The sequence below is a fragment of the Pseudomonas sp. MNR3A genome, from assembly GCF_009650575.1.
Lineage (GTDB): Bacteria > Pseudomonadota > Gammaproteobacteria > Pseudomonadales > Pseudomonadaceae > Aquipseudomonas > Aquipseudomonas machongensis.
In genome coordinates, this window is sequence record NZ_VZZS01000036.1 from 11,985 (window position 1) to 25,687 (window position 13,703).

A 13,703-nucleotide genomic window follows, 5' to 3' on the forward strand; every position below is an offset into this window, starting at 1 on the left:
CAATTCGCTACTTTGCGCTGAGATCGCGGATCCGCGATTTGGTTGCGTCGAGGTGAATCGTTCGCGACAGGTTTCGTCGTGTCGTCGCGCAGAATCGCCTCATCACAGTCGAGGTCGGAACTGTGGGACGTTCAATGAGGATGAACATGTCTGCTGTCAGCAATATCCATTCGCTGCTCGCCCGTCTCCTGCCCGAGCGCATCGTGCCTGCGCCAGCCATTTCCCGGCGACACCTGCGCCTGTTCGCTGGCGTCGGCATGCCCACCCAGTGGGCGGTGCTGGGTGAGCGCTCTGCGCTGGTGAGCCGTCTGGACGAGGCAGTGGATGTGCAGGCTATCTACGCCGACCTGCGGCGCCAGGCACTGGAGGGCAATGCCGCGGTGCTCAACGACCTGGGCTGGATCTGGCTCAATGGCCGCTACTGGCGCGCCGACACGGCGCTGGCCAGCCATCTGCTGCGCATGGCCGCGCTGCAGGGCAATGCCGCAGCCTGGTTCAACCTGGGGCAGCAGCACTATTTCGGCAAGGGTGTGACGGTGTGCTATGCCACCGCTGCAGAGCATTACCGGCACGCTTTCGAACGTGGCCTGTCGCACGCTGCTGCGGCCCTGGGCGACCTGTACGAGGAAGAAGTCTGCGATGCCGATCAGGACTGGGAGGTAAACCCGGCCGAGGCATACCAGTGGTTCCTGCGCGGGGCCCAGCGTGGCGAGGCACGTTGCCGGTTCGAGGTGGGCTATCGGCTGTTGCATGGACTGCATGTCGAGTCGGATACGCGGGCGGCGCTGTACTGGCTGGAGCTTGCCGCGGGGGCGGGGGTGATGCAGGCGGCCGAGGAGCTGGCGGTGCATTTCAGTCGCAGCGATGAAGGACGCTACCTGGAGTGGCGCGACCAGGCGATCGCGCTGGGCAGCACCCTGGCCTTGACCATGAAGCTGGAGGACCAGGTTCAGCCTTGAGTCCGTTGGGGTGGTGGTGATGCCTTCGCGGGCAAGCCCGCTCCCACGAACACACTGTTCATCGCCCCCGGTTGACGAAGGGGGGAGGGCTGGGCGTATATTGATAGTTAGCAAACTATGAATATCCTCGGTTCTTCCACATGACACTCGACGCACTGCACCTGAAAGTCAGCAGCGGCATGGTCGTTGCCGGTCGCCACTGGCGGCGCATCTGCCATGCGGCGCTGACCGGCTATGGCATCTCCGAAGCCTGTGCGGTGCCGTTGCTGATGATCGTGCGCCTGGGCGATGGTGTGCACCAGGTGGCCGTGGCCCAGGCCGCCGGCCTGGAAAGCCCGTCGCTGGTGCGTCTGCTCGACCAACTGTGCAAGGCCGGGCTGGTGTGTCGCACCGAGGATCCGCTCGACCGACGTGCCAAGGCGCTGAGCCTGACCGCCGAAGGCCGCACCCTGGCCGAATCCATCGAGCGCGAGCTGGTACGTCTGCGCCGCGAGGTGCTGCACGGTATCTCGGCCGCCGACCTGGAAGCCACCCTGCGGGTCATCCACGCCTTCGAAGTCGCTGCACAGGGGGCGCCGGTGTGAACGGCTTCTTCAGTTCGGTACCGCCGGCGCGCGACTGGTTCTATGGCGTGCGTACCTTCGCCGCGTCGATGATTGCCCTGTACATCGCCTTGCTGATGCAACTGCCGCGCCCCTACTGGGCGATGGCCACGGTCTACATCGTGTCCAGCCCCTTCGTCGGCCCCACCAGTTCCAAGGCCTTGTACCGCGCAGTCGGCACGCTGCTCGGTGCTGGCGGCGCGGTGCTGCTGGTGCCGCCGCTGGTGCAGTCACCGTTGTTGCTGAGCATCGCCATCGCCCTGTGGACCGGCACCTTGCTGTTCCTTTCGCTGAACCTGCGCACGGCCAATAACTACATGCTGATGCTGGCCGGCTACACCTTGCCGATGATCGCCCTGGCCGTGGTCGACAACCCGCTGGCGGTGTTCGATGTCGCCTCGTCGCGTGCCCAGGAAATCTGCCTTGGCATCGTCTGCGCCGCGGTGGTGGGTGCAATCTTCTGGCCGCGTCGCCTGGCGCCGGTGGTGATGGGCGCCACGGGCACCTGGTTTGGCGAGGCGATTCGCTACAGCGATCTGTACCTGAGCCGAGACGCTGACGCCGACAAGGTCGCGGGCCTGCGCGGCTCGATGGTTGCCACCTTCAACAGTCTGGAGCTGATGATCGGCCAGCTCGGCCACGAAGGCGCCGGCCCGCACACGGTGAAGAACGCCCGTGAACTACGCGGCCGCATGATCCACCTGCTGCCGGTGATCGATGCCCTTGATGATGCGCTGGTCGCGCTCGAAGGTCGCGCGCCGGAGCAGTTCGCACAGGTCCAGCCGCTGCTGGCATCGGCCCGAGAGTGGCTCAAAGGCACCGCCGACAGCGCTTCGGTCGCGCGCTGGACCGCGCTGCACGAGCAGATCGCCCGCGTGCAACCGCACGCCGATGCGCTCGATCAGCGCCATGCCCTACTGCTGTCCAACGCCCTCTACCGCCTCAGCGAATGGCTCGATCTCTGGCAGGACTGCTGCACCCTGCAGCATGCCCTGCGCCTGGACGACACCAAGCCCTGGCGGGCGGTCTACCGTCATTGGCGGCTGGGCCGCCTGACGCCATTCTTCGATCGCGGCCTGATGCTGTATTCGGTGTTCTCCACCGTCACCGCGATCATCGTCGCCTGTGGCCTGTGGATCGGCCTGGGATGGAACGACGGCGCCAGTGCCGTGATCCTCGCCGCCGTGGCCTGCAGCTTCTTTGCGGCGATGGATGATCCGGCGCCGCAGATCTACCGCTTTTTCTTCTGGACGCTGATGTCGGTCATCTTCTCCAGCGTCTACCTGTTCCTGGTGCTGCCGAACCTGCACGACTTCCCGATGCTGGTGCTGGCGTTCGCCGTACCCTTCATCGTGGTCGGCACCCTCACGGTGCAGCCGCGTTTCTACCTCGGCACCCTGCTGACCATCGTCAACACCTCGACCTTCATCAGCATCCAGGGCGCCTACGACGCCGACTTCTTCACCTTCCTCAATGCCAACCTGGCAGGCCCGGTGGGGCTGCTGTTTGCCTTCATCTGGACCCTGGTGGTGCGCCCGTTCGGTGTGGAGCTGGCCGCCAAGCGCATGACCCGCTTCACCTGGCGCGACATCGTCGAGATGACCGAGCCTGCGACCTTGGCTGAACAGCGCAAGGTCGGTGTGCAGATGCTCGACCGCCTGATGCAGCATCTGCCGCGCCTGTCGCAGACCGGTCAGGACAGCGGCGTTGCCCTGCGCGACCTGCGTGTGGGCCTGAACCTGCTCGACCTGCTGGCCTACATGCCGCGTGTCGGCCAGCAGGCCCGCCAGCGCTTGCAGACGGTCATCGAGGAAGTCGGCGGTCACTACTCGAGCTGCCTGCGCGCCGGCGAGCGCCTGCACGCACCTGCAGCGCTGCTGCGCAACATGGAGCGGGCACGCCTGGCGTTGGCACTGGACGAGCTGAACGAGCGCGGCGAGCCCCGCGTTCACCTGCTGCATGCCCTGGCCGGCTTGCGTCTGGCGCTGTTGCCGGGCGTCGAGGTGATGCTCGAGCCGGTCGAACAACCGCAACTGCCACCTGGAATCGACGGAGCGCCGCTGTGATCGGTGAACTGGATATCAGCGGGGTGTTCCTGCCCACGCTGCTGGTGATGATGTTTGCCACCTACCTGCTGTTCCTGGGCGTGCACGCTGTGCTGGTGCGCCTGCATTTCTACCGCCTGGTCTGGCACCGGGCGTTGTTCAACGTTGCTCTCTACGCCGTACTGCTGGGTGCGGTGGATCACTTTTGCCGAAGCCTGATGCTGCCATGAAAAAACCGTTGTTGACCTTGGGCCGTGTGGTCCTGACATTGCTGGTGGTGACCTTCGCGGCCGTGCTGGTCTGGCAGATGGTCGTGTACTACATGTTCGCGCCCTGGACCCGCGACGGCCATATCCGCGCCGACGTGATCCAGATCGCCCCGGATGTGTCCGGGCTGATCCAGAAGGTGGAGGTGCGCGACAACCAGGTGGTCAAGCGTGGTGACGTGCTGTTCACCATCGATCAGGATCGCTTTGGCCTGGCCTTGCGCCAGGCCCGGGCGACCCTGGCCGAGCGCGAGGAAACCCTGGCCCAGGCCGCCCGCGAAACCCGGCGCAATCGCAAGCTGGGCAACCTGGTGGCGGCCGAGCAGCTCGAAGAGAGCCAGTCGCGCGAGGCTCGTGCCCGCTCGGCGGTGAGCGAGGCGCAGGTGGCGGTCGATACCGCCCAGCTCAACCTCGACCGTTCGGTGGTGCGCAGCCCGGTGGACGGCTACCTCAACGACCGCGCTCCGCGGGCCCATGAGTTCGTCACTGCGGGCCGACCGGTGCTGTCGGTGGTCGACAGCGCCTCGTACCATGTCGATGGCTACTTCGAGGAAACCAAGCTCAGTGGCATCCATGTTGGTGATGCCGTGGACATCCGCGTGATGGGCGATGACACACGCCTGCGCGGCCATGTCGAAAGCCTGTCGGCAGGGATCGAGGACCGTGACCGCGTCAGTGGTGCCAATCTGCTGCCCAACGTCAACCCGGCGTTCAGCTGGGTGCGCCTGGCCCAGCGGATCCCGGTGCGGATCGCCTTCGATGAGGTGCCGGCAGATTTCCGCATGATCGCCGGGCGTACCGCCACGGTGTCGATCATCGAGGGCCAGCGGCCATGAAACGCCTGATGCTTGCAGGGCTGGCGCTGTCGCTGGGGGCCTGCGCCATGGTCGGTCCCGATTACCAGGTACCCGAGGATGCCGCGGTGCAGCGCAGCGACCTGAACGGCCCGTTGCGCCAGGATGCCGCGAGCGTGGTATCGGCGCCGGTGCCGGATGACTGGTGGCAGTTGTACCAGGACCCACGTCTCAATACGCTGGTGCGCCAGGCGTTGAGCGCCAATACCGAGCTGCGCGTGGCGGCGGCGAACATCGCCAAGGCTCGCGCACAGGTCGAGGTCGCCGAGTCGCAGGGGGGCTTCAGCGGCGGCGCGAAGGCCGGCGCCCAGCGCCTGCAGGAGTCTGGCGAAGCTTTCCTGCTGCCGGAAAAAGTCCCGGTGGCCAACATCGGCGAGGCGATTCTCAGCGCCTCGTACCAGTTCGACCTGTGGGGCACCTTCAAGCGCGGCACCGAAGCTGCCAAGGCCAATGCCGACGCGGTGCAGGCCGCCGCCGACACTGCGCGCATCACCCTGGTGGCCGATGTGGTCAAGGCCTACACCCAGGTGTGCTCGGCCAATGAGGAGTACCACATCGCCCGCGAATCGCTCGACCTGCAGCAGCAAAGCGTGCAGTTGAACCAGCGCTTGCGCGATGCTGGCCGTGGCGACGAGACCCTCGTTACCCGCTCGCAAACCCAGTTCAAGTCGTTGCGTGCCGAGTTGCCGCGCTTCAAGGCCGAGCGCGAGGCCGGGCTCTATACCCTCGCCGCATTGCTGGCCAAACCGGTCGACCAGTTGCCGCCGGGCACCGCCGAGTGCGCCGAGCTGCCGCATCTGGCCCAACTGATTCCGGTGGGCGATGGCGCGGCGCTGCTCAAGCGCCGTCCCGACGTGCGTCAGGCCGAGCGCCAACTGGCGGCTGCCACTGCGACCATTGGCGTGGCCACTGGCGCCCTGTATCCGAACATCAGCATTGGCGCCCAGGTCGGCACCATCGGCATTCTCGAAAACCTCGGCGAGCCTTCGACCAACCGTTGGGGCTTCGGCCCGCAGATCAGCTGGGCCATCCCCACCAACGGCACCCGTGCCCGAATTCGCGAAGCCGAAGCCTCGACCCAGGCCGCGCTGGCGCATTTCGATGGCGTGGTGCTCAACGCCATCCGCGAAACCCAGACCCGCCTGGCGCAGTACAGCGCCTTGCTGGACCGTCGCGAAGCACTGGCCGATGCCGAGCGCTCGGCGCAGGAAGCGGCCGAACAGACCCATCGCCGCTATGAGGCCGGGCGCGAGTCATTCCTTGCCGACCTGCAGGCGACCCGCGCCTATACCGACGTGCGTGCGCAATTGGCGGCTGCCAATACCCAGGTGGCGATGGGGCAGATCGGTGTGTTCCTGGCCTTGGGTGGCGGCTGGAAGGCGACAGCGGTGCAGTGAGTGGCATTGCGTCTTTGTTTTCGCGGGCCTGCAGGAGCACAGCCTTGCTCAAAATTTAAAGACCAGCTCAATCCCTATGGGAAAGGGTTTGTCCAGAGAGCACCGGCGTAGCCGGTGCCATGCATCGCGGTGTTCCTTTCGCGGGCAAGCCCGCTCCTACAGGGCCCCACTGAACCTGTAGGAGCGGGCTTGCCCGCGAAGCAGACGGCACGATCTCATCGTGTGGAAAACGTTTGCGTATTTCCCGGTCCGACACTCAAGTATTCCTCCGCGACGCCGATCTACTAGCACCAGCGTCCCGGAAGAGGGCGCGATTTCCCGTTCAATAATAAAGCGGGTGGTCAGCGTGATCAGGATGATCCCGGCCTCTTGCCAGGAGCTTCGCCATGTCTCGACCCCGTGCCCGGATTGCCTCGCAACTCGGCGTCGCCCTCGCCATCGTGCTGGCGCTGGTGATCACCGGCAGTACCCTGTTCGCCCTGCGCTCGCTGGACGACGCCAACCTCGCCACCCGCCAGCAACACCTGGCCAGTGAAGCGCGGCTGCTGGCCGACCAGCTCGACACCTTCCACGGCTCGCTCAAGGACAACACCCAGCGCCTGAGTGGCCTGTTCGAGCGCCGCTTCGCCTCGGGCCTGTCGCTGCATGCCGGCGAGACCGTGCAGGTGGCCGGCCAGGCCACGCCTGCCCTGTACCTGGGCGATCAGCTGATGAACAACGACTTTCGGGTAGTCGATGAATTCCAGCAGATGACCGCCGGCATCGCGACGCTGTTCGTGCGCAGCGGCGACGACTTCGTGCGCATCACCACCAACCTCAAGAAACAGGACGGGAGCCGGGCCATTGGCACCCAGCTGGACCGCCAGCACCCGGCCTACAGCAAGCTGCTCGCCGGGCAGATGTATGTAGGGCGTGCGGTGCTGTTCGACCGTAACTACATGACCCGTTACGTGCCGGTGAGCGATGCCAGCGGCCGGGTGATCGCCGTGCTGTTCGTCGGTTTCGACTACACCGATGCGCAGAACGCGCAGTTCGCCAATCTCAAGCGCTTCCGCATCGGCCAGACCGGCTCGCTGGCGCTGCTCGACAACCAGGGCCAGTGGCTGGTGCCGCCTGCCGGCGTGGCCGATGCGCAGGCTGCGGTTGCCGCTGTGGCCGGCCTGGGCGACAAAGGCCGCTTCTGGACCAACGGCCAGCAGCAACTGTTCAGCGTGGTCGAGCCCTTTGCCGAGGGGCCGTGGACCGTTGTGGCGAGCATGCCCGAGGCGGAAATTCGCGACGTGACCTGGAGTGTCGGCCTACGCCTGGCGATCGGCAGCCTGCTGGCGATGGTCCTGGCCGTGCTCGCCACGCTCTGGCTGCTGCGGCGCAAGCTTCGCCCACTGGACGACCTGGTGCACCAGGCCGAAGCCCTGGGCGCGGGTGACCTCAGTGCACGCCTGGCGGTGACCAGCGAAGACGAGATCGGCCAGTTGGCGCGCAGCTTCAACCAGATGGGGGATGCCCTGGCGACCATGGTCGAGCACATTCGCAGTGCTTCCGAGCAGGTCAGCGCGCGCTCGCGCTCCCTGGCCGGGCTTTCGTCCGGTGCCTGCGAGGGCATGGAGCAGCAGTCAGGCGAGATCACCAGCATGGCTGGCGCCGTCGAGGAGTTCAGCGCCACCTCGATGAACATCGCCGAGAACATGGCCGGCACCGAGCGCATGGCCCAGGACAATACCCAGCAGACGCGCATCGGCCGCAGCGCCATGGACCAGGCCTCCGTCTCGCTCAAGCAGATCGCCGAGGCGCTGGGTGGCACCGCCACAGTGATGGACAGCCTGGGCGCGCGTTCCCAGGAAATCGGCGGCATCGTCGGGGTCATCACCGCGATTGCCGAGCAGACCAACCTGCTGGCGCTCAACGCCGCCATCGAGGCGGCCCGCGCTGGCGAGCAGGGCCGTGGTTTCGCCGTGGTTGCCGACGAAGTACGTGGCCTGGCCGCGAGAACCCGCCAGGCCACCGATGAAATTTCCGGAATGATCGCCAGTATCCAGCAGCAGACCGGGCATGCGATCAGCACCCTGGAGCAGGGCAATCGCCTGATGCAGGAAGGCCTGGAACGCAACGAAAAGGTCGCCGAGGCACTGGCGCGCATCGACGAGCAGAGCCGCGCGGCGGGCGAACAGTTCACCGCCATCAGCACTGCGACCCAGGAGCAGAGCAGCACCGCGAACCTGCTCAGCCGTAACCTGCAGAGCATCGCCCAGGCCAACAGCGAGCAGCACGACGTGGCCAATGAGCTGGCGGCCACGGCCAAGGAGCTCGAGGGCCTGGCCGGGCAGTTGCGCCAGGAAGTGGATCGCTTCCGGGTAGGGGGTTGATCTGATCTGACCAGGGCTGCAATGCAGCCCTGTACGCAAGTTTTTCCGCACTGTCGTCGATCCCTTCCTAGACTTGTAAGTCTCCACGAGAACTGGTCCAGGAAGAGAAGATCGCCATGTCCCAGTCGCCATCCCTGTTGCAACTGCAAGTGCCCAACCCTTTTCTGCAGCGTCATCTGGGCCCGGATGCCCGCGAACAGAGCGCCATGCTCGCGGCGCTGGGGGTTGCCAGTCGCGATGCCCTGATCGAGCAGACCGTCCCGCCAGGTATCCGTTTCGGTCGCCCGCTTGACCTGCCCCCGGCCCTCGACGAGCAGGCAGCCCTGGCCAGGCTGGCCGGATACGCCGGGCAGAACCAGGTGTGGACCAGCCTGATCGGCATGGGCTATCACGGTACCGTCACGCCAACCGTCATCCTGCGCAACGTGCTGGAAAACCCCGGCTGGTACACCGCCTACACACCGTATCAGCCGGAGATTGCCCAAGGCCGCCTCGAGGCGCTGCTCAATTTCCAGCAGATGATCATCGACCTCAGCGGCCTGCCGCTGGCCAACGCCTCGCTGCTCGATGAGGCGACGGCCGCCGCCGAGGCCATGGCCCTGGCCAAGCGGGTCGCACGCAGCAAGAGCAATGCGTTCTTCGCCGACGAGCACTGCCACCCCCAGACGCTCTCGGTCTTGCGAACCCGTGCCGAAGGTTTCGGCTTCGAGCTGATCGTCGATTCGCTGGAGAACCTGGGCAAGCATCAGGTATTCGGTGCGCTGCTGCAGTACCCCGACACCCATGGCGAGGTTCGCGACCTGCGGCCCTTGATCGAGCAGTTGCATGGCCAGCAGGCGCTGGCCTGCGTTGCCGCCGACCTGTTGAGCCTGGTAGTGCTGACACCGCCTGGCGAAACCGGGGCCGACGTGGTGCTCGGCTCAAGCCAGCGCTTCGGTGTGCCGATGGGCTATGGCGGGCCTCATGCGGCGTATTTCGCCTGTCGTGACGACTACAAGCGGGCGATGCCCGGACGCATCATCGGCGTGTCCCGCGATGCCCGCGGCAACACCGCCCTGCGCATGGCCCTGCAGACCCGCGAGCAACACATCCGCCGCGAGAAGGCCAACTCCAACATCTGTACCGCCCAGGTATTGCTGGCCAATATCGCCGGTTTCTACGCCGTCTACCATGGCCCCGAAGGCCTGCGGCGCATTGCCCAGCGTGTGCAGCGCCTGACCCAGATCCTGGCGGCCGGGCTGCAGTCCAAGGGCATCAAGCGCCTCAATCAGCACTTCTTCGACACCCTCACCCTCGACGTTGGCGGCACCCAGGCCGCGATCATCGAAAGTGCCGAAGAATCACGCATCAACCTGCGCATTCTAGGGCGCGGGCATCTGGGCGTGAGCCTGGACGAGACCTGTGACGAAGCGACGGTGCTCAAACTGTTCGACATCTTCCTCGGTGTCGACCACGGGCTGGATGTCGCCACCCTCGATCAGCAGCCCCTGCCCCCGGCAGTGCCGGACACTCTGCTACGCAGCACGCCGCTGCTCGAACATCCGGTGTTCAACCTGCACCACAGCGAAACCGAGATGCTGCGTTACCTCAAGCAGCTGGAGAACAAGGACCTGGCGCTGAACCAGTCGATGATCCCGCTGGGCTCGTGCACCATGAAACTCAACGCCACCAGCGAGATGATTCCCATCACCTGGCCTGGCTTTGCCCTTCTGCATCCCTTCGCACCGGCTGCACAGGTGCAGGGCTACAAGGGGATGATCGACGAGCTGGAGGGCTGGCTGTGCGCGATCACCGGTTTCGATGCGATCTGCATGCAGCCCAACTCCGGCGCCCAGGGTGAATATGCCGGGCTGATGGCCATCACCCGCTATCACCGCAGCCGCCATCAACCGCAGCGCACCCTGTGCCTGATTCCGTCGTCGGCCCATGGCACCAACCCGGCCTCGGCGCAGATGGCCGGAATGGAGGTGGTGATCGTCGACTGCGACGAGGCGGGCAACGTCGACCTCGATGATCTCAAGGCCAAGGCGCGCCAAGCCGGGGATCGATTGTCGTGCCTGATGATCACCTACCCCTCGACCCATGGGGTGTACGAGGAGGGCATTCGCGAAATCTGCGAGGTGGTCCATCAACAGGGCGGGCAGGTGTACATGGACGGCGCCAACCTCAACGCCCAGGTGGGCCTGGCGCTTCCGGCGGATATCGGCGCCGACGTCTCGCACATGAACCTGCACAAGACCTTCTGCATCCCCCACGGCGGTGGTGGGCCGGGCATGGGGCCGATCGGGGTGCGCGCACACCTGAAGCCTTTCGTCGCCAGCCACCCGGTGGTGCCGGTACCGGGCCTGGACCCGAACAACAGCGCCGTCAGCGCAGCGCCCTGGGGCAGTGCCAGTATCTTGCCGATCAGCTGGATGTACATCGCCCTGATGGGGCCACAGCTGGCCGATGCCAGCGAGGTGGCGATCCTCAGCGCCAACTACCTGGCCAACCGCCTGGCGGGGGCCTTTCCGGTGCTCTATCGCGGGCGTAACCAGCGCGTGGCCCATGAATGCATCCTCGACCTGCGTCCAATCAAGGCGCAGACCGGGATCACCGAGGAGGACGTGGCGAAGCGCCTGATGGACTATGGCTTCCACGCGCCGACCATGTCGTTCCCGGTGCCGGGCACGCTGATGGTCGAGCCGACCGAGAGTGAGTCGAAGGCGGAACTGGATCGCTTTGTCGAGGCGATGCTGGCGATCCGTGACGAGATTGCCCAGGTGCAGGAGGGGAATTGGCCAGCGGAGGACAATCCGCTCAAGCATGCGCCGCACACGCTGGCCGATGTGCTGGCACCCTGGAATCGGCCATATAGCCTGGAGCAGGCGGTCGCGCCCAGTGCGCATGTGCGCTTGCACAAGTACTGGCCGGCGGTGAATCGGGTGGACAACGTGTACGGCGATCGCAATCTGTTCTGTGCTTGCGTGCCGGTGGACGCGTATCGCTGAATCCGGGCCGGCTGTGGAGGCGGTGCTGCGCGGGTCTGCTCGCGCAGCCCGCTCCCGCAGCGGGCGTCGAATGCAGGTTACTGAGCGGTGAGGTTACGGGCCAGGATCGCGTTGGCCAGTTCCATGTCGCTGGCCTGGACGCCAGGGTTGTCGGCACGCACCTGACGCATCGCCGCTTCCAGGTACGGGCCGCGGATCGAACCTTCGCTTGCCACGAAGCTGCCGGCATCGTCCTGGGCGGCCGCGACCAGTTTGTGGTCCTTGAACGTCAGGTAGGTCGAACCGGTGGTCGCACCGGACGAAATGACGTTGCGCCAGAAGCCGTCGGCCATGGCGGAGCCGATCGGCAGGGACAGCAGGGCAGCAGCCGCAATGGCGGTTTTGAAACGCATGTGAATTACCTCGAACGATGAGGGCGGGGGATGCGAGTTTGGATCGCCGCGCGGGCCGCAAGTTCCTTTGCACGCTGCGTATGCCGGGCGCTCAGGCACATACCCGAAGGACTTCCGCGAGGCTGGTCACGCCCCGAGCCACCCTCTCTTCACCGCAGCGGCGCAGGTCGCGCATGCCCTGCGCCAGAGCCTGCTGGCGCAGGCTGGCAAGGTCGCTGTCCGGGCCGATCCGAGTTCGCAGGGCGTTGTCCAGCACGAGCAGTTCGAAAAGCCCCGTGCGCCCTTGGTAACCAGTACCGCGACACTGGCGACATGCCGTTTCACGAGTGCCGGGACGTCCCTTGCAGGCGCTGCAGAAGGTGCGTGCCAGACGCTGGGCCATCACGCCGATCAACGTGGCCTTTATCAGGTAATCGGCCACACCCAGCTCCTGCAGGCGAGTAATGGCGCTGCAAGCGTCGTTGGTGTGCAGGGTCGATAGCACCAGGTGTCCGGTCAACGCCGCCTGGACCGCCACCTGGGCGGTTTCGCGGTCGCGTATCTCGCCGATCATGATGATGTCCGGGTCCTGGCGCAGCAGCGCGCGCACGCCGTTGGCAAAGCCGAGGTCGAGGCCGGGCTGGACCTGCAACTGATTGAAGCCGGGCTCCAGGCGCTCGATCGGATCTTCGATGGTGCACAAGTTGACCTCTGGGGTGGCCAGGTGCTTCAGGCTGGCGTAGAGCGTGCTGGTCTTGCCCGAGCCGGTGGGGCCGGTGAGCAGGATGATGCCCTGGCGCTTTGCCAACAGCGCCTGCCACTGCTCCAGCAAGGCACCTTCGAGCCCCAGGCGCTCCAGGTCTTCGTGCAGTTGTTCGGGATCGAAGAGGCGCAACACCAGTTTTTCGCCGAACGGTGTCGGCAGGGTCGACAGACGCAGCTCGACTTGCGCGCTGCCGGGCAGGCGGCTTTTCAGGCGTCCGTCCTGTGGGCGGCGCTTCTCGGCGACATCCATTCGCCCGAGGTGCTTGAGGCGGCTGACCAGCGCCAGGACCACGCCTGCGGGAAACTGGTAGACCGTATGCAGCAGGCCGTCGATGCGGTAGCGCAAGCGACCCTCGTCGTGGTGTGGTTCGAGATGGATATCGCTGGCACGCTGCTCGATGGCGTACTGCAGCAGCCAATCGACGATATGCACGATGTGCGCATCGTCGGCGCTGATGGCGGTGCTGCGCCCACCGAGCTCCAGGAGCTGCTCAAGTTCGCCCAGGCTTGCGCGCTGCTGCTGGTGGGCGCCCTGCACGGATCGCGACAGGCGCTGGAACGTGTCGCCGAGCTGGCGCAGTTGCACAGGGCTGACCAGCACCCGGCGAATCGGCTGGCCTAGGCTGCGGCTGAGGTCGGCTTCCCACTCGCGTTGGTAGGGCTGTGCGCTGGCGACAGTAATGCCGGTCGCATCCAGCGCCACGGCGAGGATGCCGTGGCGCTGGGCGAAAGCGGGCGAGATCAGGCCGGCGACGCGAGCCAGATCGACCTGCAACGGGTCCAGGCGCAGAAAGGGTTGGCCGACCCTTTCTGCGAGCCATTGGCACAGGGTGTCGAGGTCCAGGGTATGACCGGGGCGCAGGCAGTCGCTCAGGGCCAGGCTGGCGAGGACTTCGAGCGGGTGGCCGGGCTGGCTGGCGGCGTGTTCGAGTGCACGCAGGGCATCGCCGGGGGCCAGGCGATGTTCGGCGAGCAGCGTGTCGAGGAGGCGTTTGAGGTCGAGGCTGTGATCGTCAGGGTTGTGCATGGCGGCGTCCTTGCCGAGGCTGCTGAAAGGCCCAGGCAAGGTTAGCTGCAGAGCGGGGCAGGGC

General features: G+C 65.9%; 10 protein-coding genes and 1 pseudogene. 9 read left to right on the top strand and 2 right to left on the bottom strand.

From position 1 onward, the window contains the following. Window positions 1–146 precede the first annotated feature (146 nt). The 9 genes and pseudogenes from F6X62_RS23045 to gcvP all read left to right on the top strand — a co-directional run bounded on the left by F6X62_RS23045 (window position 147) and on the right by gcvP (window position 11,476). Window positions 147–959 (top strand): tetratricopeptide repeat protein, encoded by an 813-nt coding sequence (locus F6X62_RS23045; protein WP_153774812.1) that lies wholly within the window; start codon window positions 147–149, stop codon window positions 957–959. A gap of 140 nt (window positions 960–1,099) precedes the next feature. Beyond that, window positions 1,100–1,543: a MarR family winged helix-turn-helix transcriptional regulator gene (locus tag F6X62_RS23050; protein ID WP_063541766.1), complete on the top strand. Its 444-nt coding sequence runs from the start codon at window positions 1,100–1,102 to the stop codon at window positions 1,541–1,543. Continuing rightward, a complete protein-coding gene (locus F6X62_RS23055; RefSeq protein WP_153774813.1) occupies window positions 1,540–3,627 on the top strand; it encodes an FUSC family protein in 2,088 nt (695 codons plus the stop codon). The genes F6X62_RS23050 and F6X62_RS23055 overlap by 4 nt, the downstream gene beginning before the upstream one ends. Further along, a complete protein-coding gene (locus F6X62_RS23060) occupies window positions 3,624–3,836 on the top strand; it encodes a DUF1656 domain-containing protein (protein ID WP_054895000.1) in 213 nt (70 codons plus the stop codon). The genes F6X62_RS23055 and F6X62_RS23060 overlap by 4 nt, the downstream gene beginning before the upstream one ends. Then, window positions 3,833–4,708, top strand: a complete 876-nt coding sequence (locus tag F6X62_RS23065; RefSeq protein ID WP_063541762.1) for an HlyD family secretion protein — start codon at window positions 3,833–3,835, stop codon at window positions 4,706–4,708. Before F6X62_RS23060 ends, F6X62_RS23065 begins: the two co-directional genes overlap by 4 nt. Further along, window positions 4,705–6,123, top strand: a complete 1,419-nt coding sequence (locus F6X62_RS23070; RefSeq protein ID WP_153774814.1) for an efflux transporter outer membrane subunit — start codon at window positions 4,705–4,707, stop codon at window positions 6,121–6,123. Before F6X62_RS23065 ends, F6X62_RS23070 begins: the two co-directional genes overlap by 4 nt. A 386-nt stretch (window positions 6,124–6,509) precedes the next feature. Then, window positions 6,510–7,619, top strand: a pseudogene (locus F6X62_RS25725) (Cache 3/Cache 2 fusion domain-containing protein); the annotation flags it as partial. Between the two features lie 135 nt (window positions 7,620–7,754). Beyond that, the gene (locus F6X62_RS25730) at window positions 7,755–8,486 is read left to right on the top strand and encodes a methyl-accepting chemotaxis protein (protein WP_371926326.1); all 732 of its coding nucleotides are present in this window, start codon (window positions 7,755–7,757) and stop codon (window positions 8,484–8,486) included. Window positions 8,487–8,602: 116 nt separating this feature from the next. Then, on the top strand, window positions 8,603–11,476 hold the full coding sequence (gcvP, locus tag F6X62_RS23080) for an aminomethyl-transferring glycine dehydrogenase (RefSeq protein ID WP_153774816.1): 2,874 nt from the start codon (window positions 8,603–8,605) through the stop codon (window positions 11,474–11,476). A gap of 77 nt (window positions 11,477–11,553) precedes the next feature. Here gcvP and F6X62_RS23085 read toward each other — a convergent pair whose 3' ends face one another. Further along, window positions 11,554–11,868, bottom strand: coding sequence for a DUF2388 domain-containing protein (locus F6X62_RS23085; protein WP_054894995.1), 315 nt, complete (start codon window positions 11,866–11,868; stop codon window positions 11,554–11,556). A gap of 91 nt (window positions 11,869–11,959) precedes the next feature. Further along, the gene (locus tag F6X62_RS23090) at window positions 11,960–13,639 is read right to left on the bottom strand and encodes a GspE/PulE family protein (protein ID WP_153774817.1); all 1,680 of its coding nucleotides are present in this window, start codon (window positions 13,637–13,639) and stop codon (window positions 11,960–11,962) included. Window positions 13,640–13,703 lie beyond the last annotated feature (64 nt).

What these genes read in the sequence shown, in the direction of transcription:
- F6X62_RS23045 (WP_153774812.1), top strand. Translation starts at nt 147, where the DNA reads ATGTCTGCTGTCAGCAATATCCATTCGCTGCTCGCCCGTCTCCTGCCC.
- F6X62_RS25730 (WP_371926326.1), top strand. Translation starts at nt 7,755, where the DNA reads ATGGCTGGCGCCGTCGAGGAGTTCAGCGCCACCTCGATGAACATCGCC.
- F6X62_RS23050 (WP_063541766.1), top strand. Translation starts at nt 1,100, where the DNA reads ATGACACTCGACGCACTGCACCTGAAAGTCAGCAGCGGCATGGTCGTT.
- F6X62_RS23070 (WP_153774814.1), top strand. Translation starts at nt 4,705, where the DNA reads ATGAAACGCCTGATGCTTGCAGGGCTGGCGCTGTCGCTGGGGGCCTGC.
- gcvP (WP_153774816.1), top strand. Translation starts at nt 8,603, where the DNA reads ATGTCCCAGTCGCCATCCCTGTTGCAACTGCAAGTGCCCAACCCTTTT.
- F6X62_RS23085 (WP_054894995.1), bottom strand. Translation starts at nt 11,868, where the DNA reads ATGCGTTTCAAAACCGCCATTGCGGCTGCTGCCCTGCTGTCCCTGCCG.
- F6X62_RS23065 (WP_063541762.1), top strand. Translation starts at nt 3,833, where the DNA reads ATGAAAAAACCGTTGTTGACCTTGGGCCGTGTGGTCCTGACATTGCTG.
- F6X62_RS23090 (WP_153774817.1), bottom strand. Translation starts at nt 13,639, where the DNA reads ATGCACAACCCTGACGATCACAGCCTCGACCTCAAACGCCTCCTCGAC.